Origin of the sequence: Lysinibacillus sp. FSL K6-0075, from assembly GCF_038592945.1 — a bacterium.
In the GTDB taxonomy this organism is placed as follows: Bacteria; Bacillota; Bacilli; order Bacillales_A; family Planococcaceae; genus Lysinibacillus; species Lysinibacillus fusiformis_F.
In genome coordinates this window covers 3,831,051-3,854,831 of record NZ_CP151947.1, presented here as the reverse complement: position 1 = coordinate 3,854,831, position 23,781 = coordinate 3,831,051, and the positions used below count along the sequence as shown (strand labels likewise).

At 37.7% G+C, this 23,781-nt stretch carries 24 protein-coding genes; 11 read left to right on the top strand and 13 right to left on the bottom strand.

Going from position 1 to position 23,781, the window contains the following annotated elements; genetic code table 11:
- Positions 1–7: 7 nt before the first annotated feature.
- Complete coding sequence (locus MHB65_RS19130; protein WP_342441369.1) at positions 8–1,060, bottom strand: sulfate ABC transporter substrate-binding protein; 1,053 nt, start codon at positions 1,058–1,060, stop codon at positions 8–10.
- Positions 1,061–1,526: 466 nt separating this feature from the next.
- On the opposite strand from MHB65_RS19130, the gene MHB65_RS19125 reads away from it, so the two are divergent.
- The 4 genes from MHB65_RS19125 to cysC all read left to right on the top strand — a co-directional run bounded on the left by MHB65_RS19125 (position 1,527) and on the right by cysC (position 5,105).
- Positions 1,527–2,228 carry a phosphoadenylyl-sulfate reductase gene (locus tag MHB65_RS19125; protein ID WP_342441368.1) on the top strand — a complete coding sequence of 234 codons (702 nt, stop codon included), beginning with the start codon at positions 1,527–1,529 and terminating at the stop codon, positions 2,226–2,228.
- A gap of 12 nt (positions 2,229–2,240) precedes the next feature.
- Positions 2,241–3,305, top strand: a complete 1,065-nt coding sequence (locus MHB65_RS19120) for an inorganic phosphate transporter (RefSeq protein WP_342441367.1) — start codon at positions 2,241–2,243, stop codon at positions 3,303–3,305.
- A gap of 70 nt (positions 3,306–3,375) precedes the next feature.
- Positions 3,376–4,515, top strand: coding sequence for a sulfate adenylyltransferase (sat, locus tag MHB65_RS19115; protein WP_342441366.1), 1,140 nt, complete (start codon positions 3,376–3,378; stop codon positions 4,513–4,515).
- Entirely contained in the window at positions 4,512–5,105 is a 594-nt protein-coding gene (cysC, locus tag MHB65_RS19110) for an adenylyl-sulfate kinase (protein ID WP_205445198.1), read from the top strand. Before sat ends, cysC begins: the two co-directional genes overlap by 4 nt.
- A 45-nt stretch (positions 5,106–5,150) precedes the next feature.
- On the opposite strand, the gene mnhG is transcribed toward cysC, so the two are convergent.
- From mnhG to MHB65_RS19075, 7 genes are read right to left on the bottom strand one after another with little or no spacing between them, the layout of a single operon-like run.
- Positions 5,151–5,519 carry a monovalent cation/H(+) antiporter subunit G gene (gene mnhG, locus MHB65_RS19105; RefSeq protein ID WP_205445197.1) on the bottom strand — a complete coding sequence of 123 codons (369 nt, stop codon included), beginning with the start codon at positions 5,517–5,519 and terminating at the stop codon, positions 5,151–5,153.
- Positions 5,503–5,784, bottom strand: a complete 282-nt coding sequence (locus MHB65_RS19100) for a Na(+)/H(+) antiporter subunit F1 (RefSeq protein ID WP_004228375.1) — start codon at positions 5,782–5,784, stop codon at positions 5,503–5,505. The genes mnhG and MHB65_RS19100 overlap by 17 nt, the downstream gene beginning before the upstream one ends.
- Positions 5,781–6,260 carry a Na+/H+ antiporter subunit E gene (locus tag MHB65_RS19095; protein WP_131522557.1) on the bottom strand — a complete coding sequence of 160 codons (480 nt, stop codon included), beginning with the start codon at positions 6,258–6,260 and terminating at the stop codon, positions 5,781–5,783. Before MHB65_RS19095 ends, MHB65_RS19100 begins: the two co-directional genes overlap by 4 nt.
- Positions 6,261–6,264: 4 nt before the next feature.
- Positions 6,265–7,752: a Na+/H+ antiporter subunit D gene (locus MHB65_RS19090; RefSeq protein WP_342441365.1), complete on the bottom strand. Its 1,488-nt coding sequence runs from the start codon at positions 7,750–7,752 to the stop codon at positions 6,265–6,267.
- Entirely contained in the window at positions 7,745–8,086 is a 342-nt protein-coding gene (locus tag MHB65_RS19085; protein ID WP_004228379.1) for a Na(+)/H(+) antiporter subunit C, read from the bottom strand. Before MHB65_RS19085 ends, MHB65_RS19090 begins: the two co-directional genes overlap by 8 nt.
- The gene (locus tag MHB65_RS19080; protein WP_205445192.1) at positions 8,086–8,508 is read right to left on the bottom strand and encodes a Na(+)/H(+) antiporter subunit B; all 423 of its coding nucleotides are present in this window, start codon (positions 8,506–8,508) and stop codon (positions 8,086–8,088) included. Before MHB65_RS19080 ends, MHB65_RS19085 begins: the two co-directional genes overlap by 1 nt.
- The gene (locus MHB65_RS19075) at positions 8,495–10,906 is read right to left on the bottom strand and encodes a Na+/H+ antiporter subunit A (RefSeq protein ID WP_342441364.1); all 2,412 of its coding nucleotides are present in this window, start codon (positions 10,904–10,906) and stop codon (positions 8,495–8,497) included. The genes MHB65_RS19080 and MHB65_RS19075 overlap by 14 nt, the downstream gene beginning before the upstream one ends.
- Before the next feature lie 155 nt (positions 10,907–11,061).
- Between MHB65_RS19075 and MHB65_RS19070 the strand changes: the two genes are divergently transcribed.
- On the top strand, positions 11,062–11,625 hold the full coding sequence (locus tag MHB65_RS19070; protein ID WP_342441363.1) for a DUF5366 family protein: 564 nt from the start codon (positions 11,062–11,064) through the stop codon (positions 11,623–11,625).
- A 482-nt stretch (positions 11,626–12,107) separates the two neighbouring features.
- On the opposite strand, the gene MHB65_RS19065 is transcribed toward MHB65_RS19070, so the two are convergent.
- Positions 12,108–13,958 carry a transglycosylase domain-containing protein gene (locus tag MHB65_RS19065; protein WP_342441362.1) on the bottom strand — a complete coding sequence of 617 codons (1,851 nt, stop codon included), beginning with the start codon at positions 13,956–13,958 and terminating at the stop codon, positions 12,108–12,110.
- Positions 13,959–14,195: 237 nt separating this feature from the next.
- Here MHB65_RS19065 and MHB65_RS19060 point away from each other — a divergent pair, with 237 nt between their 5' ends.
- Complete coding sequence (locus tag MHB65_RS19060) at positions 14,196–14,783, top strand: peptidylprolyl isomerase (protein ID WP_205445186.1); 588 nt, start codon at positions 14,196–14,198, stop codon at positions 14,781–14,783.
- Between the two features lie 22 nt (positions 14,784–14,805).
- Positions 14,806–15,018 (top strand): hypothetical protein, encoded by a 213-nt coding sequence (locus MHB65_RS19055; RefSeq protein ID WP_205445184.1) that lies wholly within the window; start codon positions 14,806–14,808, stop codon positions 15,016–15,018.
- 48 nt (positions 15,019–15,066) lie between these two features.
- On the opposite strand, the gene MHB65_RS19050 is transcribed toward MHB65_RS19055, so the two are convergent.
- Together MHB65_RS19050 and MHB65_RS19045 are read right to left on the bottom strand one after the other, a co-directional pair.
- Positions 15,067–16,491, bottom strand: a complete 1,425-nt coding sequence (locus MHB65_RS19050) for a hypothetical protein (protein WP_342441361.1) — start codon at positions 16,489–16,491, stop codon at positions 15,067–15,069.
- 108 nt (positions 16,492–16,599) lie between these two features.
- Complete coding sequence (locus MHB65_RS19045; protein WP_342441360.1) at positions 16,600–17,772, bottom strand: MalY/PatB family protein; 1,173 nt, start codon at positions 17,770–17,772, stop codon at positions 16,600–16,602.
- Between the two features lie 72 nt (positions 17,773–17,844).
- On the opposite strand from MHB65_RS19045, the gene MHB65_RS19040 reads away from it, so the two are divergent.
- Complete coding sequence (locus MHB65_RS19040; RefSeq protein ID WP_004228396.1) at positions 17,845–18,105, top strand: DUF1871 family protein; 261 nt, start codon at positions 17,845–17,847, stop codon at positions 18,103–18,105.
- Positions 18,106–18,184: 79 nt separating this feature from the next.
- On the opposite strand, the gene MHB65_RS19035 is transcribed toward MHB65_RS19040, so the two are convergent.
- A complete protein-coding gene (locus MHB65_RS19035) occupies positions 18,185–19,525 on the bottom strand; it encodes a sodium-dependent transporter (RefSeq protein WP_342441359.1) in 1,341 nt (446 codons plus the stop codon).
- 200 nt (positions 19,526–19,725) lie between these two features.
- Here MHB65_RS19035 and MHB65_RS19030 point away from each other — a divergent pair, with 200 nt between their 5' ends.
- The 3 genes from MHB65_RS19030 to yugI all read left to right on the top strand — a co-directional run bounded on the left by MHB65_RS19030 (position 19,726) and on the right by yugI (position 22,369).
- Complete coding sequence (locus MHB65_RS19030) at positions 19,726–20,274, top strand: sigma-70 family RNA polymerase sigma factor (RefSeq protein ID WP_205445177.1); 549 nt, start codon at positions 19,726–19,728, stop codon at positions 20,272–20,274.
- The gene (locus MHB65_RS19025) at positions 20,267–21,907 is read left to right on the top strand and encodes a hypothetical protein (RefSeq protein ID WP_342441358.1); all 1,641 of its coding nucleotides are present in this window, start codon (positions 20,267–20,269) and stop codon (positions 21,905–21,907) included. The genes MHB65_RS19030 and MHB65_RS19025 overlap by 8 nt, the downstream gene beginning before the upstream one ends.
- An 84-nt stretch (positions 21,908–21,991) precedes the next feature.
- Positions 21,992–22,369 carry a S1 domain-containing post-transcriptional regulator GSP13 gene (gene yugI / locus MHB65_RS19020; RefSeq protein WP_004228409.1) on the top strand — a complete coding sequence of 126 codons (378 nt, stop codon included), beginning with the start codon at positions 21,992–21,994 and terminating at the stop codon, positions 22,367–22,369.
- A gap of 42 nt (positions 22,370–22,411) precedes the next feature.
- Here the strand turns inward: yugI and MHB65_RS19015 are convergent, their stop codons facing one another.
- Positions 22,412–23,719 (bottom strand): sigma 54-interacting transcriptional regulator, encoded by a 1,308-nt coding sequence (locus tag MHB65_RS19015; RefSeq protein WP_342441357.1) that lies wholly within the window; start codon positions 23,717–23,719, stop codon positions 22,412–22,414.
- Positions 23,720–23,781 lie beyond the last annotated feature (62 nt).

The window sequence follows — 23,781 nt, the reverse complement described above, 5'->3', positions numbered from 1 at the left end:
ACGCTCCTTATTGTGGTACGTATATTTCATCAAAGGTACCACCATCTTTAAAATGGGTTGCTTGTGCTTCTGCCCAGCCGCCGAAATCATCAATGGAAACAAGTTCAAGCTGAGGGAATTGCTCTTTATATTTTTCTAAAATCGTTTCATTACGTGGTCGATAATAATTTTTCGCCGCAATTTCTTGCCCAATATCACTATATAAATGCTGTAAGTAAGCTTCAGCGACTTCACGTGTCCCTTTTTTATCTACGATTTTGTCTACAACGGCAACTGGTGGCTCTGCTAAAATGCTTAATGAAGGCGTGATGATTTCAAACTCATCCTTACCTAATTCATTGAGAGAGAGGTATGCTTCATTCTCCCACGCAATTAAGACATCTCCAATTTTGCGTTCTACGAATGTTGTTGTTGCTCCACGAGCGCCAGAGTCAAGTACTTCGACATTGCTATAAAGTGATTTCATAAATTCTTTTATTTTTGTTTCATCATTGTGATATAGCTTTCCGGCATATGCCCAAGCAGCTAAATAGTTCCAACGTGCACCACCAGATGTTTTGGGATTAGGCGTAATGACAGACACGTCGTCTTGAATCAGATCATCCCAATCTTGTATGTTTTTTGGATTCCCTATACGTACTAAAAAAACAATTGTCGATGTATAGGGAGTGGAATTATTATCAAACTCTGTTTGCCAATCTTTATTCAGCAGCTCGCGTGTTTGAGCAATTTCATCAATATCGTAAGCGAGTGCGAGGGTTACAACGTCGGCTTCAAGACCATCAATAACTGCACGTCCTTGTTTGCCAGATCCACCATGTGATTGATTAATTGTGACATCTTGGCCGGTTTCATCCTTCCAGTTCTTTATAAAATCTTTGTTGAACTCATCGTAAAGTTCGCGTGTTGGGTCATAGGAGACATTTAGTAGCTCTACAGACTTTTTGTCTTCTTGACCACTTCCTTTTTCATCCGAGCTGGCACTTCCACAGCCAGTTAAACTAAGCGTTAGAATAGTTAGTAATGCCAATGATTGGAGAACATAGCTCCTTTTTTTCATAATTAATTCGCCCCTTTTCTGTCTAAAGAATGCAAAAAGCCATCACCCACAATGAAATGACAACATGGGTAGATGGCCTTCAGATCCTCTGATCAGCGCTTTTTTTATTTAGGTCAAAGCTTTAATAATACATTAAACATATATTTCCTATTAGTCAACAAGGAATTGAGAAAAAGATTATTTATTTCGAAAATTAATAAGGGTGTCTCTAGATACCACTCATCATATGCAACAAAGAACTGAAAAAAGTGGGTGTATGAAAAAGATATTCAAAAAACCTAGTTGACTGCTTGGTGTACACTAGTATATATTTGGTAATAAGAAGAATGATTGTGGTACGAGGTAGCAACTACTAGTGAACAATCATTATATAAAGAGCTGGCTAGTCAAACTAGAGGCGTTTTAACAAAGACCTGTTTTCCTGTGTCTTGTGTTAGAACGCCTTTTTTGCTATGAGGGGGATTCGATGTTAACTTACGAAAATTGGCAAGAACCGATCATTGATTTTCAGGTCGATGATTTGTATAAGGCTGCACTAGAGGTTTTACAGTGGAGCTATCAACAATATGGAGATGAAATCGTCTATGCATGTAGCTTTGGTATTGAGGGCATTGTCTTAATTGATCTCATTTCAAAGGTAAAGCCTAACGCTACGATTGTTTTTTTAGATACAGATGTACATTTTAAAGAAACATATGAAACCATTAATAAAGTCAAAGAAAAATATCCACAACTCAACATTGTCATGAAAAAGCCAGCCCTTACACTAGAGCAACAAGCTACACAACATGGTGACGAACTATGGAAATCTAACCCAAATAAGTGCTGTGATATTCGTAAGATAAAGCCTTTGCACGAAGCCTTGTCAGGTAAAAAGGCTTGGATATCAGGCTTACGTCGTGAGCAATCACCAACACGTCAACAGACAAACTTTCTAAATCGTGACGATAAATTTCAATCGATTAAAGTTTGTCCTTTGATTCATTGGACTTGGAAGGATATTTGGCGCTATGTTTCAAAGCACAATCTGCCATATAATCCGTTACATGATCAAGGCTATCCAAGTATCGGCTGTGAGCATTGTACGAAACCGGCATTTACGATGGAGGATTTACGTTCAGGTAGGTGGCAAGGTTCTGGTAAAACCGAGTGTGGGTTACATGAATAAAGGAGTTCTGCCATGCTTGAATATTTTGCAATAGCTATTAGTTTATTTTTTGCAATGAACATAGGGGCAAGCGGAGCAGCCGCCTCAATGGGTGTTGCTTATGGTGCAGGTGCCATCAAAAAAGCGTGGCAAGCATTGCTATTATGTGCGATAGGCGTCTACAGTGGAGCTGTATTAGGCGGAGGAGAAGTAGTCAAAACGATTAGCTCAGGCATTATGCCTCAGGAATATATTACGGTAAAGGTTGTCATCATTATCTTAATTTCTGCGACAAGTTCGTTATTTTTCGCCAATCTTTTAGGCATCCCCTTATCAACGAGTGAAGTAACAGTGGGTGCTGTCGTTGGTGTAGGAATTGCTTATAAAGTATTATTCGTCAATTCGCTGCTCGTCATCATATCATTTTGGGTGATTGTACCGCTTGTTGCCTTTGTCATTGCTCTTGTATGTGGAAAGCTATTATATAAATTACAAAACAGAGGACTGCTTAAAGATCGTCCGATTTTAACTGTTCTTCTCGTATTAGCTGGATTTTTCGAAGCATTTTCAGCGGGAATGAATAATGTTGCCAATGCAGTTGGACCGCTGGTGGGAGCAGGAATGATGGATGTGACAACGGGCATTGTGCTTGGCGGTGCATTTGTTGCAATAGGTGCTATGTTACTTGGTAAACGAGTGCTTGAAACAAACGGTAAGAAAATTGTGCGCTTTCAAAAGGCAGAAGGCATTCTCATTTCAAGTACAGGCGCACTGCTTGTTGGTGTAAGCTCCATTTTTGGGCTTCCAGTACCATTAACACAAGTAACTTCTTCTTCCATCATCGGGATGGGGATGGCGAAAAACGGTAAGCAAATTTTCCATCAGCATATTGTGAAAAAAATTATACGTATTTGGGTTGTATCACCCATCTTTTCATTAGTCATTTCTTATTTTTTAGTGCAGTTATTTTTAGAAAAAGACCTTTATGTCATTATTTTGAATGGCAGTATTATCATAGGGACGCTAGGGGTCATTAGCCTGATGCGCATGATGCGTGAAGAAGAGCAATCTATCTATGATGCAGGGGAAGGCATTTAAATTGAATCTTATCATCACTATATTTTAACTATAAAACTTAGTATTTAACCAGAATTAGGAGGAGATTTTAATGAGTTTACAACCACATGGTGGGCTACTTGTGCAGGCATTTTATCCAGAAAAGGAGATCACAACTATTCACAAGGAAATTGAGCTGGATGCGATTTCGTTGAGTGATTTAGAGCTAATCGCTGTAGGGGGCTATAGCCCAATCGAAGGCTTTTTAACACAAGCAGACTATGAGTCGGTCGTGGAGCAAAGTCGTTTAGCTTCAGGTATAGTATGGAGTATTCCGATTACATTACCTGTTACAAAAGAGAAAGCGGCCACTTTACAGCTTGGTGACGAGGTGAAATTAGTTTATGATAATGAAGTTTATGGCGTTATTGAAGTAGCCGATATTTATGAACCGAATAAACGAAAAGAGGCTTTGCTTGTATATGGGACAGAAGATTTAGCACATCCGGGCGTTCAAAAGCTCTTTGATCGTCCTGCTATTTATGTCGGAGGAAAAATTACATTAATTAAACGTCTTGCACAAAAGTTCCCTGCGTATTCATTTGACCCAGTGGAAACGCGCCAATTATTTGCTGACAAGGGATGGAAAACCATTGTCGGCTTCCAAACACGTAATCCAGTCCATAGAGCGCATGAATATATTCAAAAGGCAGCACTTGAAACAATTGATGGGTTATTTTTAAATCCACTTGTCGGTGAAACAAAGTCAGATGATGTATCAGCCGCTATACGTATGGAGAGCTATGAGGTTTTATTGCAGAACTATTATCCTGAAAGCCGTGTACAATTAGGTATTTTCCCAGCCGCAATGCGGTATGCAGGACCAAAGGAAGCTATTTTTCATGCCCTTGTTAGAAAAAATTATGGTTGTACCCATTTTATTGTAGGCCGTGATCATGCAGGGGTTGGTGATTATTACGGCACATACGATGCACAAAAGATTTTTGAACAGTTTACTGAAGATGAATTAGGAATTGTACCACTAAAATTTGAGCATAGCTTTTATTGTCAGCAATGTGAAGGCATGGCTACGACAAAAACGTGTCCACATGATAGCTCTGCTCATGTCATTCTATCAGGAACGAAGGTACGAGAGATGCTACGAAATGGCGAAGTACCACCAAGTACATTCAGTCGTAAAGAAGTCGTAGACATTTTAATTAAAGGTATGAGTAAGGAGGTAGTGAAATGAGTTCAAACATTGTTTGGCATGAAGCCTCCATTACAAAAGAGGAACGCCGTTCAAAAAATAAACATCAAAGCTTTATTTTATGGTTTACGGGTTTATCGGCTTCAGGGAAATCATCCGTGGCCAATGCCTTTGCCCGTCGATTATTTGAAAGGAGCAATCAAGCCTTCGTATTAGATGGTGATAATGTGCGCCATGGCTTGAATAGTGACTTAGGATTCGATGAGGCAGGGCGCAAAGAAAATATTCGTCGAATAGGTGAAGTTTCTAAGCTATTTATAGAAAGCGGTCAAATTGTGCTAACAGCTTTTATTTCGCCTTATCGGGAAGATCGTCAGGTAGTCCGTGAGCTTGTAGAGGATGGCGAATTTTTAGAGGTCTATGTAAAGTGTTCAGTAGAAACATGTGAAAAAAGAGATCCAAAAGGTTTGTATAAAAAAGCAAGGAATGCAGAAATTACTAATTTCACAGGGATTAGTGCTCCATATGAAGAACCAATCAACCCAGAAGTTATTTTGGATACCGAACAGCATTCTATTGAAGAATGTGTGGAACAGCTGACGCATATTTTAACTGACAAGGGATATATTTAATAAAAAAATCTGCTCGATATAATTAATCGGGCAGATTTTTACTGTTTATTTTACACCTTGTTCCTTTTTCATTCTGTCAATTTCAGGACCTAATTCATCACGTACTGTTCCTTTCCATGGCTTAACACCAGCTATATAGGAAGAACGTGTCATAATGTGTCCTCCAACAGGACCAGTGATGAAGAGGAATAATATCCCTAATAAAATACGAGGGTTGAAATGATCTTCAATTAGCCAAAAGTGAAAGAATACACCGATTAGCACACACATGACGCCAAGTGTTGCACTTTTTGAAGCAGCATGGGCACGTGTATACAAATCAGGTAAGCGGACAAGTCCAATAGCTGTCACGACAATAAAGAGTACTCCAACAGTTATGAAAAAGATAACTAAACTATTAGCGAGAATTATCACGTTTAATGATATCTCCTTTCTCTATGAATTTAGAGAAAGCCATCGTACCGATAAACGATAAGATTGCTAGCAATAAAATGATTTCAAGAAAGAAGCTTGTTTCCACTAAAATCGAAAATAGTCCGATGAGGGAAATGAGTGAAACACCAAGTGAATCCAAAGCTACAACACGGTCAGATGCGGAAGGACCTTTTACCATTCGATAAATGACCGCTATCATCGATAAGCAAATCACTACGATTACAGCAATAATAAATGTTGTCATGATTTACTCACCTCCAAAATTGCTTTTTCAAATGAATCTCGAATGGAAGCAATGGCTTCATCCACATCGTTAATATCAATTGCATGTACATACAGTGTTTTCGCATCATCCGAAACATGCACTACGACTGTTCCTGGTGTTAACGTAATTAGACTCGATAATAACGTGATTTCCCAGTCTTGCGTTAAAACAGTTGGATAAGCAAAAAAGGCAGGTTGCATGTCCAGCTTAGGCTTTAACACTACTTTTAACACTTGAACATTTGCTAAAATTAACTCTTTAAAGAACAACAACGTTAATTTTAGAAGGGCCCATAATCGATAGACATAAAGACGAGACTTGAAAAACCTCCGCATGAGAATAAGTAAAAGTATTCCCATAATGAATCCAATGATAAAACCAGTTGCTGTGTAATTAGAGGAAAGGAACATCCAGACGAAGGCAAGTACAAAATTTAAAATCATTTGAAATGCCATAGTGCTAATCCTCCTTCATTACAGCATCTATATAGATAGATGGATCATTTAATAGTTTTGCTGCATCATCCATAAATGGCGTAATCCATTCGGAACCCACACCATAGGCTACAGTAATAAGTACTAACAAGGCAGTCGGCATAAACAGCATCTTATAGATAGATTTGTCGACTGTACCTTGTGTTTCTTTTTCCTCACCCCAAAAGGCATAGAGGAAAATACGGATCACGGACAATAGGACAAGCAGTGAAGATGCTAAAATGAAAATACTACTCCACATACTTCCAGCCTCAAAGCCCCCCTGTACAATTAACAGCTTTCCAACAAATCCGCTAAGTGGTGGAATTCCAGCTAAGCCAAAAGCTGCTATTAAATAACACCAACCAAGTGCAGGGTATTTTTTCATGAGTCCACCCATCTTACGCAAATCCGATGTACCCGTAATATAGATGACAATGCCGATTAGCATAAAGAGCGCGGCCTTAATCAGCATATCGTGAATTAAATAAAACATAGCACCTTTTAATGAAGTCTCATTCATTTGAGAGACACCAAATAAAATGACACCAACTGCAATGACAATGTTATAGATAATAATGAGTTTTACATCAAAATAAGCGAGTGCTCCAATGCATCCAGCTACAATTGTTGCAATAGCTAATGCCATTAGTAAGTTGTGCGTATAGGACAAATCATGTACAAAAAATAGTGTATAGGTACGTGTAATGGCATATACCCCAACCTTTGTAAGCAGAGCGCCAAATAATGCTAAGACAGGAATAGGCGCTGCGGCGTACGAAGTAGGAAGCCAAAAATATAATGGGAAAATGGCCGCTTTTAGTCCAAATACCATTAAAAATAGTACGGCAATAACAGTAATAATTCCTGGTTGATTAATCTCAGCAATTTTCACCGCAATATCGGCCATGTTTAATGTCCCTACAACAGAATATAAATAGGCAACGGTAATAACAAATAAGGCCGAAGAAATAACATTAATTAAAATATATTTAATAGACCCTTTCAGTTGCCCCTTCTCACCACCTAACACGATAAGTAGATAGGAAGCCATTAACAATACTTCGAAGAAAACAAATAAGTTAAAAATATCGCCTGTTGTAAAGGCTCCATTGACCCCAGTTAAAATAAACATAATACCTGGGTAATAAAAGAAGCGTTCACGCTCCTTCGTAATGGAACCAAAGCCATACCAAACAACAAATAGCGCAATCAGCAATGTTGTTGTAACGAGCAATGCAGATACCATATCAGATACCATTGTAATACCGTAAGGAACGGGCCAGTTTCCAAATGTGACCTTTTGAATACCATCATGTTTCACTTTTAAAAGAAGTGAAAAGGCAGAGAAGAGGGCTAGTCCAATTCCAAGTAATGAAAATGATCGCTGATAGGTTAGATTTTTTTGTCCAAACATTAAAATCATACCGAAGAAAAATGGGATGATAATTGGTAGTAGCAGGAAGTTATTCATCCTCATCACTTCCTCTCATTAAGCTAATATCATCCGTGTTAAGCTCCTGATAGGAACGATAGGCAAGTACAAGGAAGAATGCTGTTACCCCAAAGCTTATAACAATCGCAGTTAAAATAAGTGCTTGGGGTAAGGGATCAGCAAACGTTTTGGCTCCTTCGTTTAAGACGGGTGGAGCTTCGCCACCAAGACCACCCATCGTTAAGATCAGTAGATGAGCACCATGGCTTAACAGGCCTGTTCCAATAATAATGCGCAATAAACTTTTCGATAAGATTAAATAGACCGCTGCCATAAAGAGAAAGCCAATCACAAAGGCCATAATTATTTCCATTATTCATCCTCCCCAATCGTTTGAATAATGGTCATCGTAACACCGACAACAACCAAATAGACACCGCTATCAAAAAGCATAGCCGTGTGTAATGACTGTTTGCCTAGAAGCGGTAAATCGAAATAATCAAAGAAATGTGTGAAAAACGGTTTGCCCACAAACATTGGGTATGCCGCAGTAGCAAGGGCTAATAGTAAGCCAATGGCTGTTAAATACGTGTAATTAATAGGTAGAATATGACGGACTGTGTTGATATCATAGGCTAACACTAAAAGAACAAGTGCACTTGATGTTAACAGACCCCCAACAAAGCCTCCACCAGGCGTATAGTGACCAGCTAAAAAAATATGAATGGAGAAGAAGAAAATAATGAAAAATACAATTTTAGCTGTAAATTGTATGACCACATCATTTGTTTTCATGAGTGTTCTCCTTTCTATTCATACGTAACTTAATCATAGCTAAGATGGCCATGCCAGCTATGCCGAGTACTGTAATTTCAAATAATGTATCGAAACCACGATAGTCTACTAAAATTACGTTTACAATATTTCCGCCACCAGCTAATGAATACACGGTTTCCTCGTAATACTTAGCAATAGAGGGAATTAGTTTTTGGGAATGAGCTGATAGGGCAACAAGGGTTACCATCACACCAACTGCAATCGAAACAACGGCACGATTTAACTGGAATCTCATTCGCTCCTCGCGTTTACCAAGCTTAGGTAGATGGTAAAATGCTAATAAAAATAGTGCTACTGAAATCGTTTCAATAACGAGCTGTGTCAGCGCTAGATCAGGTGCGTTAAAAATGACAAAGAATAAGGCTACGGTATAGCCTACAGTACCAAGCCCAATAATGGCCGTTAAACGTGACTTGGCCAAAATGGTGATGGCAGTACCAATTAGTAAAACGACGATCAAGATTATTTCGTATAGATTTATTGGTGAGGCTCCTTGGAATGAAATGCTAAAAGCATCTTTCATGAAAAGAGAGCCGATAACAATTACAGTAATTCCACTAAACATATAGAGTAAATAGTGACGCATAGAGCCTGTCATATAGCGTCGAGATAAACGATTTAAGCCAACGTCTAAACCCTGCATGATTTTGTCATAGGCATTGTTTAATGTTAAGGCTTGCGGGAATCGCTGATACATCCCTTGCCATTTTGGTAAGGCGACAAATAATAATACCCCAACAATGATAATTCCAATAGTCATCAGTAGCTCTGGGGTGATGCCATGCCAAGCAGATACATGAATATCCACTGCTTGAGGTGTATCATACAAAAATGGCTGAATCGCTTGGACAGCTGGTTTTACAAAGGTATTGCCAATAAAGTTAGGGATAAAGAAGATTGTCACAACTAAAGCCGCTAAAAGTATTGGAGAAATTAGCATGCCAATCGGTGCCTCATGTGGTTTATGAGGTAACTGCTCAGGTTTGTAATTTCCATTAAATGTTCGGAAAACAAAATAAAAGCTATAGATAAAGGTGAAAATACTAGCAATCCAAGCAACAATAGGGAAGAGTGCTCCCCATGTTTCAAAGCCGAAAAATTCAAACTTTTGAAGGGCAAGCATGGCTGTTAAAAACATCTCTTTACTTAAGAAGCCATTAAATGGTGGAAGACCAGCCATTGATAAGCTTCCTATTGCAGCCACAGTAAAACTAATTGGCATGATACTCATTAATCCGCCAAGTTTACGAATATCTCGAGTTCCTGTTTCATGATCAACAATGCCTGCAATCATGAAAAGACTGCCTTTAAATGTAGCATGATTGATAAGGTGGAAAATGGCAGCAAATGCAGCAAATTTAATGGTATCGACTGAGCCATTTGTATGAAAAGCAACAGCGCTTGCGCCGAGTAGTGACATAATAAGACCAAGCTGACTGACTGTAGAGAATGCTAGGATACCTTTTAAATCTGTTTGCTTCACTGCAAAGAAGGAACCCCAGAATAAAGTTAAGATACCTACACCTGTTACAAGCCACACCCAAAGCTCAGAGGCTGCAAATATCGGCGTAAATCGTGCAACTAAATAGATACCTGCTTTGACCATTGTTGCCGAGTGAAGGTATGCACTTACTGGTGTTGGCGCTTCCATGGCATCTGGTAACCAAATGTAAAATGGGAATTGCGCGGATTTTGTAAATGCGCCCAAGAGTATTAGGATAAGTGACCAAGTGAATAAAGGTTGATCTACTAAATTAGGTGCCATGACAATCAATTCTCGAATGGAATAGGTCCCTCCCATTAAATAAAGCAGAACAAAGCCACCTAGCATCATTAAGCCGCCGCCAACTGTAATCATCATAGACTTTAATGCACCGAAGCGTGAGGCATCCCGATTATACCAATAGCCGATGAGTAAAAATGATGATATGGACGTTAGCTCCCAAAAGAAATAGAGTGTAATTAAATGATCTGACTGTACTACTCCCAGCATGGCTGACATAAATAACAGTAAGTAAACATAAAAGTTATGTAATTTTTCTTTATGTTTATCTAAGTAAAAAATGGAGTAAAGCACAACTAACGAGCCAATTCCAGTAATGAGTAATGAGAATAATAAGCTGAGTCCATCTAAATATGAGATGATGGAAATATCAAGCGATGGAATCCAAGGGAGCTCTGCAGTAAATACTTCCCCCTTAGCCACTTGAGCAATATATGTTGCATAAATAATCGCAAGCGTAGCAGGTACAGCAAGAACAAACCAACCTGTGTGAATATTTTTCATGCGTTTATATAATAATGGCACTAATATTGCAACAAGCATTGGAATAAAAATATAAAGTACTTGTAACAAAAAAACCCTCCTTTATGCAGGTAAGTATCCCAATTATAACGTACTTTAATTGAGGATGCATATGTACTATTGGGATTTAGCTTGCGGTCGTTAGAGAATTTTCGTTATATTATAAATAGGAAGTTATCAATAAAAATAGAGGAAAAAAATTTTTTATGAGGAACCCATATATCTATGGTTATCTACCATTAATTACAATTTTATTGTTTAGTTTGACATTTGGTATGTATGCTGTTGGTAAATCATTACAGATTTTTCAAGCCATCGGTGTGTATTCAGGTATGCGAGAGTTTTTATCTGATTTTGAATTACGTGTATTTTTACTCATTGTTTTTGCCATTGTTTTTTTTATGTTATTTTCGGCTCTTAAACTTGTAGGGGAAACCATTCATGAAGTAGGGATGCTGTTTTTTTCAAAGGATAACGAAGGAGCCACTGTAAGTCAGGCTCGTGGCGGCTATATAATCTTATTTGTAGGTGCCATGTGTTCCGCATTTGCCATCCAATTTATTTATGTTTTAATTGGTATTTTTGTGATAACGATATTTGCCTACTTTATTTATCTGATTTATAAAATGAGTCATTTTATATCAATGGGCGGCACAATTGGTCTATTAATCTTTGAGCTATTTATGTGGACGATTCTTTTAACGCTTGTTATTTATGTTGTGTTGAAACTATACAATGGTATTTTGGCAAGTTTGCCGTTTGCAAATTAATACATACTATTAAAAAGGTGATGTCAACAACGGCAGAAAAAGCAAGTTTGAAAGGCGAGAGGTTGATTTCCGTTCCACCAGCGTCCTTTCCAGAGGGCGTCAGCTGAACCGCTTCACTCACTAACGTTGGTTCCAGGGCCCCATCTGTGACGCTGTTTCCACTCCAATTAACCATTCTGCAAAAGTGTTTTTTCCTTTTCTTTCATACTAACAGTAGTGAAAAATGTGGAGAAGTGATTCGTGACATCACCTCTCCATAAAATGAGTAGTGAATATCTTCACTTTATTTGAAAACCTTTGCTAAATTTGTGGGGAGGAGTGGAGCGGTAGCGGAGGAAGCGGCTCGGCGCTCGCCCACAGGAAAGCAAGTAGCCTGCAACGGAAACCATTTTCACCTTTCACAAAAATTCTATTGATGGTTTTGTTTTTCAACACTATGAAAAGGTAGTAGTCTCAGCGACTACTACCTTTTAGTTGTTTCACTACTCAAGCAAAACATTAAATAATTGATGGTGGATTTTGTATTCCTCTAATTGCTGCATCGACTGAGGTTTATCATATCCTAGCCAAACGGCGGCAGTATAATCATCATTGAGCCCCGCAAGCCAGTAGTCTCGATAGTCATTCGTTGTCCCTGTTTTTGCACCAACGTAGCTGCTGTTACTATAGACACCTTGACCCGTACCGTTTGCTACAACATCTGCAAGGAGTTCACGCATGTATTTTACTGTTTTAGGAGACCAGATCTGATCACGCTGTGTATCCCAACTATAAAGCTCTGTTCCATCTAAAGCTGTAACTTTTCGTATACTATGTGCAAGAACATAAGAGCCATCAATAAAGCTTGTATAAGCATCTGCTAGTTCTAATGCTGTCACACCATAGGTTAATCCTCCTAATGATGCTGCATAGTTATGATCTTTCTCTACAATGGAGCGGAAGTGAAAGCGATTAAGGTAGTCAAAGGCTGTTTCAACGCCAACTGTTTGAAAGAGACGCAGTGCAGATGTATTATAGCTGTGTCGAAAAGCAGTACGAATAGTAACATCACCATACGTATAGCCTCCATAGTTTTGGGGGCAAAAGGAGCCCACACAATAACGACCACCATTGACAATCGAATCAGGTGTATGGGATGTCGTTTCGAAAAATGGTGCATAGACTGCCAGTGGCTTAAAGGCAGACCCTGGCTGCCGTGTTCCTTGGAATGCACGATGAAAATCAAATTTTTCATAGTTCTTTCCTGCATACAGACTGACTATTTCTCTTGATTGGTTTTCAATGACCGCACCTGCTGCTTGCAATGGGCTAGCCTCAAGAATAGCTGACATTTTTTCCTCATCATGCTGCTGTTTAGTTGGATCAAGCGTCGTTTGAATGATGAGTCCATTTTGAAATAATGTATGAAGTCGATTATCTAATTGTACTTTAATGTTTTTCTTCTCTTCCTCATTAACTGTAATGCTTAGTCGATCCGCATAACCTTCTTTTTCTGCAACTAGCCATTTTAGCTCTTGAAGAACATAAGTGCTATACATTGGATAACTTTGAATTTTATCTTTCACATTTAATGTAATGGGAGTAGCCTTATTTTTTTTTGCCTCTTCCTCTGTAATCGCCCCATTTGCTGCAAGGGTATCTAACAATCGTTCCTGCCTCGCTTTAGTTTGATCAAAATTTTTTAAAGGATTGTAAAGGGAGGGGTTATTTGGGATAGCAGCAATGAAAGCTATTTCAGCAATAGATAATTCTTGGAGTGGCTTTTGAAAATAATAAGTGGCTGCTCCGCCAATGCCATAAACTTGATTGCTAAAATAGGATTCATTCAGGTACATTGTTAAAATGGCATCTTTATCAAATTCTTTTTCTAATTCATATGCATAAAAAAGCTCTGTCAATTTCCGTTCATATGTTTTTTCCTCAGATAAATAACGCATTCGAACAAGCTGTTGTGTGATGGTACTACCACCTTGAGAGGTGGTGTTACTATTTGAATTAGCTACAACCGCACGAATAATCGCACTTAAATCAAAGCCGATATGCTCATAAAAATCAGCATCCTCACTTGTGATGAATATTTCCTGGGCAATTTGTGGAATTTCTTGTAAACTTAGTGGCTGCCGCCATTCGACATATTCCTCACTAAATGTTTGCCCATTTCGATCAATAAGGGTAACAGGTAGCTGGGCCTCTACCTCAGGTAAATGTATAGCATTTGTCATTTGTTCCTCATGTGCTTGTGCTATATTGATTTCTGTTTTAATGTTTGTGCTAATCCACCATAAAGCAGGAAGGGATAGAACGATAATAAAAAAACCAAAAGCCTTTTTCATGTGTGCCTCCACTCTTTCTATAAATCCTTCATCAGAATAACATATTTTGGATTGATTCCAAATACTCGCTCGGACCTATTTACTTCGTTTTAAAAATGAATAGTAAAAGTGCAAAAATCGTCAATACTTTGAGGGAGAAAACCAATAAGAAGTATGTTAGACTAAAATGAGGTCAGAAAGGATGCACAGGCATCTTTTTTATTGAAACTGAAATTTATCATTAAAGGAGAGACTTCCATGTTTCCACAATTAACAACAGACGTACAAGCAGGCGAAGTGCTTGTAGAAATGAACACAACATTAGGTGCTGTCAAAATTAAATTATTCCCTGAGCACGCACCAAAAACGGTTGAGAACTTTTTAGGGCATGCTAAATCAGGCTACTATAACGGCATTGTTTTCCACCGTGTTATTCAAGACTTCATGATTCAGGGTGGCGACCCAACTGGTACTGGTATGGGCGGAGAATCAATTTGGGGTAATTCCTTTGAAGATGAGTTCTCAGATCAATTGTTTAACCTACGTGGAGCGCTTTCAATGGCAAATGCAGGTCCAAATACAAATGGTTCTCAATTCTTTATTGTACAAATGAAGCACCTTCCAAGTGATATGCTTCGTCAATTACAAGGGGCAGGCTTCCCAGAAGAGATCATCGAAGCTTATGCTCAAAATGGTGGTACACCTTGGTTAGACCATAAACACACAGTATTCGGTCATGTTGTAGAAGGTATGGACATTGTGGATAAAATTGCGGATGTGGAAAAAGATTTCCGTGATAAACCATTAGAAGATGTGAAAATTGAGTCAATTACAGTCTTTGAATAATACTTATAAGGACGTGTAGAACATGCAAAACTTTATGTATCAATTTTTATATTTCCCAGAAGACAAATCAGGTTATATTCCAGCAGCATTTGAATTTTTAATTATGCTTATTTTATGTATTATCGTGTTTACGCTTTTCAGAAAAATTTCTAAGAAACAAGAATTGAAATCAAAAGAAATTGAAGCACGTATTCTAGCGGATAAGAAAAACACAAACAATCAACAGAATATCTAAAAAAAGGAATCTGCTTGCCACGGAGGGCGAGCAGATTCTTTCTTTGTATCATTTTTTAAAGCGGCGAATACTATTTTGCAGTGTTTTGAGGACAGTGAAACAAACCAGTACGAGTGATAAGCCAATCCCACTCAATGCAGTAATAAAGGCTACCCATTCAAAGAGTGTATAACTACCGATGCTATCGAAATCACTGCTATCTTTCCAACCTTCAATGACTAAGTTCATACCGTAAATACCGGATACAACAGTAAAAACTGTTAAAATAAACAGTAAATTATTACTTCGATTATCAGATTGGTCTTCTTGTATACGATACAAACTGTCCAATGTTGCTTTAGTTTCCAGATAATGTTCATTTATACGGAAATACTTTCGCAGCATTTGAGAAATTTCTCTGCCTTCTGTTCTTACGATGACTTCTTCAAAATAATAGCGTGCAGAGAACTTTGTAATCAGCTCGATTAGTTCATTGATAACCTGCTTATCTTTGCCCCATTTTATTTCACTATACTCATAGGAAAGCTTTAAGAGCATCATTTTATAAAAATAATGAATGAACAAGTTGTAATAGTGCGTACCCATAAATTCTTGAATACTATGAGTACATTTATCAAACGGCCTATTTGTAATTGTCATCTGTGCCTGTGACGAGGTGATAATATAACTATTAGGTGCCCAGCGTGTATGGGCGTGCTCTTGTACATAATTAGAGATATAGTGAGGATTCGTGCTAGAAATAAAGGGCTTGCCATCTGGTGTCCTACCATCAACTTGCCCTAATCGAAATAAATGCTCAGGTAATAGTTTAGCCTCTTCCTCAGCAATGAAATAAGCTGAGGCAAACATTCGCTCATCTTCAAAGAACGGTAAGCCTTCGTAGCTGTGGTCTTGTTGATGTAATAGAAAAGGCTGTAAATAAGGTATAAAATACTTAAATAATAATTCACTTGTAGAAGAACAATGACCAAATGAAAAATGATGACTGGCACCTTTCTCCTCTCGTAGCTTAGCCTCTAATACTCTAAAATAATGAACAAAATTTAATATATCACTTAGATCATGTGATTGATCTGTAATATTTGTTCTTACTGTTATAATGCCATTCCCAAAAGGACATAATGTCACATCGATACTCATCACTTCGTAATTATAATTGATTTGACTTTCTTGAAGATGTAAGGAGCCTTGTGTATAAAATGCTTTCGAAAAACGAATAAAGTCAGGGCTATTCATTTCGTTTGGAAATAGTTTATCCTCCAGAAAAGGATAGAAAAATTGAGCAAGCTCCTCATGTATAATCGTCATGTCACTGTAAAAGGCGTCTTCAAGAGATGTGTTTTTCAAGGTGAAAAAAGAAAAACCTTCCTTTAGTAGTACATCACCAATTTTTTGACGATTTTTTGTGGAATAGGCGAAAGGAAATAGGAATGTCATATAGGCACGTTTAATCGTTAATGGAACGATGTCCATGTAAAACACCTCTTTTAAAATCCAACTGATAAGAAACTTTTCCACAAAATTATGATTTTAAACATAAAAAGGCTATCTCCAAAAGTAGAGATAACCTTTCAACCATTTTTATTCTGCAAAGACCTTTTTAAAACGCTCGACTCCATCTTTCACAGTATCAAATGAACAAGCCAAATTCATTCGTAGGAAGCCACGACCTTCTTCTCCGTATTTTGTCCCTGGTTCTAGTGCCAGCTTGCCGATTTCTAGTAAGCGATTCATGATATCCTTCTCTTCAAGCGCTAGCTCTCGGTAATCAATCCAGATTAGATAAGTGGATTGAGGAATCGTAACACGAATGCCTGGAATCTGTTCTAATTCAGCTTTCACATAATCCATGTTAGCAGAAATATAAGAAAGTAATTCATCTAACCAAGGAGCCCCTTCTGTATAAGCAGCATGAAGGGCAACAGAGGCAAATGTATTTAATGAGCCTTGTCCACTTGCCATATTGATGGCCTCTAGCTGCAGGCGTTTTTTCTTATCTGTTACGATCATATATGACACTTGAATGCCTGCTAAGTTAAATGTTTTAGTAGGAGCCATACACGTAACAATGCGATTGATTTCATCCCCTGCAACTTTAGCTAAAGGTATATGCTTATCCCCATTGATCATTAAATCAGCATGGATTTCATCAGAAATAATGATGACATCGTATTTAGCACAAAGTCGTACAATTTCCTTTAAAGTAGCTTCATCCCATACATAGCCTCCTGGATTATGAGGGTTACAGAATATGTAGGCTTTCACATCTTGTGCTAAAGCCTGCTCGAAGGCTTCAAAATCATAGACAAACATTCCATCTTCTTCAACTAATGGGCAGCTTACAACTTCACGACCATTACTTTTTGGTATGTTAAAGAATGGCGGATAAACTGGTGGTGAAATGAGTACTTTGTCACCAGGATTAGTTAGTGCTACAATGCTGTTAGCTAATGCAGCGACCACGCCATTACAGAATAGGATGGCTTCTTTCTCAATGTGCCAGTCATGGCGAGTACTTTGCCAGTCTACAATGGACTGGATCGCTTCTTCGCTCATAAAACTATAGCCAAAAATAGTTTGTTCAGCATGTTGTTGTAAAGCCTTTGAAACAGCTGTAGGTGCAGCAAAATCCATATCAGCTACCCACATTGGCAAGATATCTGCCGCATCGTTTAGGCCATAAACCTTTTCCATTGCGTCCCATTTTACAGAGTTTGTACATCGACGTTTGATAGTTTGATCAAAAATAGACAAGCAAATCACTCTTTTCTTTTTTTTTTACTATGGTATCATACGAGTATGATCAAAGGATAATAGGTGAGTATTTTGGAAAATATTAAGATGAATCAAGCAGCTGTCCATCTGCTAGAGGAGTGGGATCCATTCCACTTAGGTCCAGACCATTATGATACAGAAACAGCAGATGTAGTAGCAGCCTTGCAAGGAATTGATGATCCATCGACACTTGCAAAAGTTATTCAAGAAACATATGAGCATTCGTTTGAACAATGGATACCGTTTGAAGATTGTGTAGCCATTTCTTACAAACTAATTGCCATTAAATTTGAAGCGAAATGTATTATTTAAAATATTTTGCATATTCCTTATAAAAAAAGGGGTTGTCAATGGACAACCTCTTTTTTAATGGAGTGATTGAGGTTAATACTTATTTAAATAAAGGTAAAATCCCCTGAATGAAAATGACCAAAATGGCGAGTGGGGAGACGTAGCGAATTAAAATGTACCAAATATTAAACAGTAAGCTAGATGCAGCTAATTCCTTACGTGAAATATCCTTAGTATAATAATAACCTGCAAAAATTGAAATCAACAAAGCTCCTATCGGCATACCGATGCTATTGGTCATAAAATCAACAAAGTCAAAAATAGAGCGATCTAATATTTTTACATCGGATAATATACCAAATGAAAGGGCACTTGGAATACCAACGATGAAAATAATGATTCCACCAATCCAAGCAATCTTTCTACGTTTTTCTGATTTATCACCAATGGCGATAGCCACGACAATTTCTAACATGGAAATGGAAGAAGTCACTGTAGCAAAAAGTAACAGAATGAAGAAGATTGTTAAGAATAAGCCCCCAAGAGGTAACTGTTCGAATACAGCTGGCAAAATAATGAATACTAAGCCAGGCCCTTGATCGGGTGTATAGCCAAGTGCAAATACTGCTGGGAAAATAACAAGGCCCGCCAGTAAAGAAATAATAATATTCATGGATGCTACATTTATCGCAGAGTTACCAATCTTCTCTTTTTTAGACAAATAGGAAGCATATGTAATCATAACGGCAATACCTACACTTAATGAGAAGAAAGCTTGTCCTAAAGCCATTAAAAATGTTTCAGCATTAAAATAGGACCAATCAGGTAAAAACATAAATTTAACGCCTTCCATGGCCCCGTCTAAAGTTAAAGAGCGGATAACTAGGACAATAAAGAATATAAAGAGGAGAGGCATCATCCATGTGCTGGCTTTTTCAATACCACCCTTAATACCTGCTGACACAATGACTACTGTTAATAACATAAATAGTCCCTGTACAAGAATGGCTTCAAATGGACTTGAAATAATCTTGCTAAATAAATCGGTGTAGTTGATGTCAGAGCCAGCATTCGTTAGCTTAAATGTAAGGGCACGACCCAAGTAGCTTAAAATCCATCCACCAACAACGCTATAGAATGATAAGATAAGGCCGGCAATCACCATACCACCCCAACCAATCAAATACCATGGCTTTCCTGGCGCTTGTTCCTTAAAGGAAGTGACAGCATCCTTTTGACCTCGGCGACCAATCATAAACTCAGCAATGAGCACTGGTAAACCAATAAAAAATGTACATAAAATAAATAATAAAATAAAGACACTACCGCCATTCGTACCTGCCATATAGGGAAATTTCCAAATGGCTCCCAGCCCTATAGCACTTCCTGCGGCAGCTAAAATAAACCCAATTTTAGTTGTAAATTGATCCCTCGATGACACGAAAATAAATCCTCCTTATACTAAAGTTTTATTTTACCTCAATATTCTCATAACACAAGCAAATATCAGAAAATTGATGATAGATCGGAAGACATTTGATGGAGTAAAAATATAGAATGATGACATATAAGGAAAGACATCTAATTTATGTAACAATTAGGCAGATTGCATCGTTCCATTAACAAAAAGGGGGGATAGCCATGATGGAGGTTGAATTAATAGCAAGGGCACAGCAAGGAGATAAAGAGGCCTATATCGAGCTTATCCGCAATCATCAACGAACCGTTGAAAAGTTTGCCTTTCAATGTGGTGTACATACGAATGATTTAGCTGATGTTTCGCAGGAGGTATTTGTCAAACTGTATCGCTTTTTACATCAATTTAAACAGGATCGATTTACAACGTGGCTCTATAAAATCACATTAAATGCTACTCGTGATTATTATCGTAAGGAACAGCGACAGCAGGCAAAAGAGGACAAGCTACATGCCCAGCAGCAAAAGACCTATTCATCTGCAGAAGAGAATGTTCTTTTGTTTGAAGAGGACAGGCATCTACACAGTGCCATTCAGGCCCTTGATGAAAAATACCGTTATCCTCTCGTGTTGTATTATTTCCACGAATTAAAATACGAAGAAATCGCTGAAGTCTTAAATATTTCACTATCGACGGTGAAAGTGCGATTATTACGTGCGAAGGAAAAGCTAAAGGCAGCATTAATGCAAGATGGGAGTGTTGAAAATGGATGATAAGCAATTTAATCAACGTATGGCACTACTAAAAAAATCCTATGATCGAATGGAATCACAGCTAGACCCACAACGAGTTCTTCAGCAAATTGAAGCTGAGGATAATGTAAGAGAGTCTCTAGAAAGTATGAATACGGTGCGAAAGCCTTCTGCAAGATGGCAAAAATCGGCTGTATGGATCGCAAGTATTGCCAGTGTGCTTTTGGTAGGTATTCTAATTTCGTCTTATATGTTCCATCCTTCAGCACTCGTTCATTCAGATGAAGAAAAGGAGATAGAAAGCAACTATGAAGATTGGTTTTCTAGATTTCAAAAGAAGTATCATGAAAAACGTGAAAAAACACGCCTTGAGCTCAATATACCTGAGGAAAACTTTAAGAAACTAACATTTGTTGTATCTGCTGATTATCTATACAATGATAAAGCTAAAAATAAAAAAATAGTTTTAAACAGAATGGCTGATGATCCAAAATATTTAACACAATTAGAGCAAGAAATAATAGACCGTTTGCAAACACCTCGAGAACTGATAGAGCAAATTGAAACCTACGAAAACCCGATGTCATTTGCCGAATCTAGATATTTCTTTAGCATATATTACTACGCAACGAAAGATGTTTTGACATATTATACAAATGAACTTTCCCAGTTTAATACCGTACTTCCACAAGCAAAGAAAGATTATCCTAAAGAACTAAAAGAATTGATTGAGACGACCAAAAAACAATATTTCGAGTTGTCACATGATGGGAATATCTATAGTTTTAAAACAAATCCTCTATTTATGAAAGATGCACCAGCCTCTATTGACCGTCTTCATCCGGATATCTTAGGCTATTTTAAATATTTTGCTACAGGCTCTTTATTCAATGGTGAGGATTTACGATTTTCTGCGGAAGAATCTGCTCGTATTTTAAAATTATACGAAAGAACATTAATAAATGACCTATCAACATCAGGACTCGATTTCCAATCACGCAATTTAAAGAAAGAGTTTGAAAATGCGTGGCTTGCACTATTAAAAGGTATTGATGATAAAAGTAGATACTCACCCGAACATATAAAGCTATTAAATGATACGGCAAATGGAAAGTATGGAGAATCGATGCGCTTAACCGCACAATTCATCCTCGAAGAATTTAAGGGAAAAGGAACATCCAAAACAATAGACAAACTGACAAGACAGGATATGGGGATAGAGCTTTCATATTTAACTAACGAAGTCTATATAGAATCAGAAGATGGTTCGACAAGCTTACAAATTGATTACCGCTGGATTATCCAAACGGAAGGCCTATACAATGCGTATACGTCAAGCAAAGCTGATACCATCCTAGATTCATTAAATCCAATGAACGTTGTAAGCCTCTTCTTATATGCGCAAGGAAAAGGAGATCAAGAAACAGCTAAACGGTTATTGTCTCAAGATGTAGATTTGAATAAAGTGGTTCAATTTGATGGGATGGAACATTTTATAGTTCTTTATGCCATAGATGCCTCCCAAACAACCATTAAAGCAGGTGTTAAGCCAGAATCAGTTCAGATGATTGGGCAGCATTTAACCTTCCAGTTAGGTACAGTGACTACAGGAAAAGGTGAAAAACGTTACATCATTACAGCCATTTCCGAGTAAGGAGATTTTTTGCCCCGTATTTACACGTATGTTATAATTTAAGCGATATATACGTAGCAAACAAAAAGAAAGTGGGCAAAGGTTATGGTAAAAAAATATGAATTAGGAGACGTGTTGACCGGAAAAGTTACAGGTATTCAACCATATGGTGCATTTGTTGCGCTAGATGACAATACGCAAGGCCTTGTGCATATTTCGGAAATAACATACGGCTTTGTGAAGGACGTTAGTGAATTTTTAGCGGTTGGGCAAGAAGTAGAAGTCAAGATTCTTGAAATCGATGAAGAGGCCGAAAAAATTAGTTTATCGATGAGAGCGCTACAGGATCGCCCAGCAACAGTAAGAAAAAAAGATGCACCACCACGAAAATCATTGCAGGACCGTGTAGATGAATCGGATGCGAATGGTTTTAATTCCTTAAAAGATAAATTACAGGACTGGATTGAACAATCTGGTCAATAAAAAAACGAGGATGCTTTCGAATGAAGGTATCCTCGTTTTTTGCTATTGTTTTTTTATTTTGCGGATTCGATATTGTAGGTTTTGTCTGCTCATACCAAGTGCATTCGCTGCCTTTGTAATATTGCCCTCATATAAATTTAAGACATTTTGCACATAATATGATTCGGCTTCACGCAAATAGGCATCGAGTGGCATGACATTGTGATTTTGATGGAACATAAAAAATTCTGGTTCACGATTGTTTGTATCTTGCTGCTGCACTTTGAAGCGGAAATGTAAAGGTAATAAATCTGAAGTAACAGTGGACTCCGTAGTCATAAATGAAACAATCTCATCCAGTAGTAGCTCAAGTTCCTTTAAATTCCCTGGCCAATCATATTGTAAAAATAATTCCTGTACATCTGGTGCAAGTTCAGTGACTTGGGAGGCAAAGCGTTCTCGATGTCGACTAAAATAATCATCGACAAATGGAAGAATATCTTCTTTTCGATCCGTTAAATTGGGAATGGTAATAGCCATTGTTGCAAAAAAATAATAAAGAGATTTAGACAGCTTTTTTTCGGCAATCAATGTAATAGGGTCACTGCCCACACTTCCAATTAGCATATATTTGGACTGTGGAAGCGAATGCAGTATATCTAAAAGCTGCTCTTGAATGTCTAAGCTTAAAAAATCGATACGTTCAAAGAAAAAGGTATAATCTTTATCTTCTTCTAATAGCTGTTGTAATTTATCAAGCACCGATTGAGCTGAACGGCGACTAACGAGTGTCACAAAGGCGTCAGGGTCGGGGGAAGCTGCGTGGTGAATTCCTTCAGCTACTAGATCTTTCCCTGTGCCAGATTCGCCAATTAATAATACTGGTAATTTTACAGCGGCTGCTTTTTTAGCGTTTTCGATAACCTGCTTCATTGATTCAGAATCAGCTTTAATCATATCAAATGTTAATGGTTCATCGTAACGACGAAGGGGTTGATAAACAAGCTTTTCCAGTGAGGTAATATCACGTGCAAATTCGATTGCGCCAATTAGTTTACCTTCAACAAAAAGTGGAAAAGTATCATTGATTGTTGTAATTTCATGGCCATTTTTATTCCAGTAGGATTGTTTAACATTAATTTCTTTTTTTCCTGTTTGTAAAACACGCATTAATGTACTTTCGTGTTGTCGGAAGGAAAACATTTCAATAATGGAACGATCCGCAAGTTCATCAAAATGAAATCCTTCAATTTCTTTCATTTTTGTATTATAAATAATCGTTTTGCCAGAGAGGTCTACTGCATGAATACCAACGGATACATTTGTTGCAATAAACTCATAAAAAGGTAGTAAAGGTTCAGAATTTTTCATAAAAATGTGCACCTCAAAAATTTTTTACTTGAAATATGCAACGAAATTTTGCATTATAATAA

Bases quoted from the DNA above. Each gene is read 5' to 3' on its own strand.
- MHB65_RS19030 (WP_205445177.1), top strand. From the start codon at position 19,726: ATGATGGAGGTTGAATTAATAGCAAGGGCACAGCAAGGAGATAAAGAG.
- MHB65_RS19070 (WP_342441363.1), top strand. From the start codon at position 11,062: ATGAGGAACCCATATATCTATGGTTATCTACCATTAATTACAATTTTA.
- MHB65_RS19090 (WP_342441365.1), bottom strand. From the start codon at position 7,752: ATGAATAACTTCCTGCTACTACCAATTATCATCCCATTTTTCTTCGGT.
- MHB65_RS19085 (WP_004228379.1), bottom strand. From the start codon at position 8,086: ATGGAAATAATTATGGCCTTTGTGATTGGCTTTCTCTTTATGGCAGCG.
- MHB65_RS19050 (WP_342441361.1), bottom strand. From the start codon at position 16,491: ATGGACATCGTTCCATTAACGATTAAACGTGCCTATATGACATTCCTA.
- MHB65_RS19080 (WP_205445192.1), bottom strand. From the start codon at position 8,508: ATGAAAACAAATGATGTGGTCATACAATTTACAGCTAAAATTGTATTT.
- sat (WP_342441366.1), top strand. From the start codon at position 3,376: ATGAGTTTACAACCACATGGTGGGCTACTTGTGCAGGCATTTTATCCA.
- MHB65_RS19065 (WP_342441362.1), bottom strand. From the start codon at position 13,958: ATGAAAAAGGCTTTTGGTTTTTTTATTATCGTTCTATCCCTTCCTGCT.
- MHB65_RS19120 (WP_342441367.1), top strand. From the start codon at position 2,241: ATGCTTGAATATTTTGCAATAGCTATTAGTTTATTTTTTGCAATGAAC.
- MHB65_RS19125 (WP_342441368.1), top strand. From the start codon at position 1,527: ATGTTAACTTACGAAAATTGGCAAGAACCGATCATTGATTTTCAGGTC.
- MHB65_RS19060 (WP_205445186.1), top strand. From the start codon at position 14,196: ATGTTTCCACAATTAACAACAGACGTACAAGCAGGCGAAGTGCTTGTA.
- MHB65_RS19130 (WP_342441369.1), bottom strand. From the start codon at position 1,060: ATGAAAAAAAGGAGCTATGTTCTCCAATCATTGGCATTACTAACTATT.
- yugI (WP_004228409.1), top strand. From the start codon at position 21,992: ATGGTAAAAAAATATGAATTAGGAGACGTGTTGACCGGAAAAGTTACA.
- MHB65_RS19025 (WP_342441358.1), top strand. From the start codon at position 20,267: ATGGATGATAAGCAATTTAATCAACGTATGGCACTACTAAAAAAATCC.
- MHB65_RS19100 (WP_004228375.1), bottom strand. From the start codon at position 5,784: ATGACAACATTTATTATTGCTGTAATCGTAGTGATTTGCTTATCGATG.
- MHB65_RS19015 (WP_342441357.1), bottom strand. From the start codon at position 23,719: ATGAAAAATTCTGAACCTTTACTACCTTTTTATGAGTTTATTGCAACA.
- cysC (WP_205445198.1), top strand. From the start codon at position 4,512: ATGAGTTCAAACATTGTTTGGCATGAAGCCTCCATTACAAAAGAGGAA.
- MHB65_RS19055 (WP_205445184.1), top strand. From the start codon at position 14,806: ATGCAAAACTTTATGTATCAATTTTTATATTTCCCAGAAGACAAATCA.
- MHB65_RS19095 (WP_131522557.1), bottom strand. From the start codon at position 6,260: ATGGCATTTCAAATGATTTTAAATTTTGTACTTGCCTTCGTCTGGATG.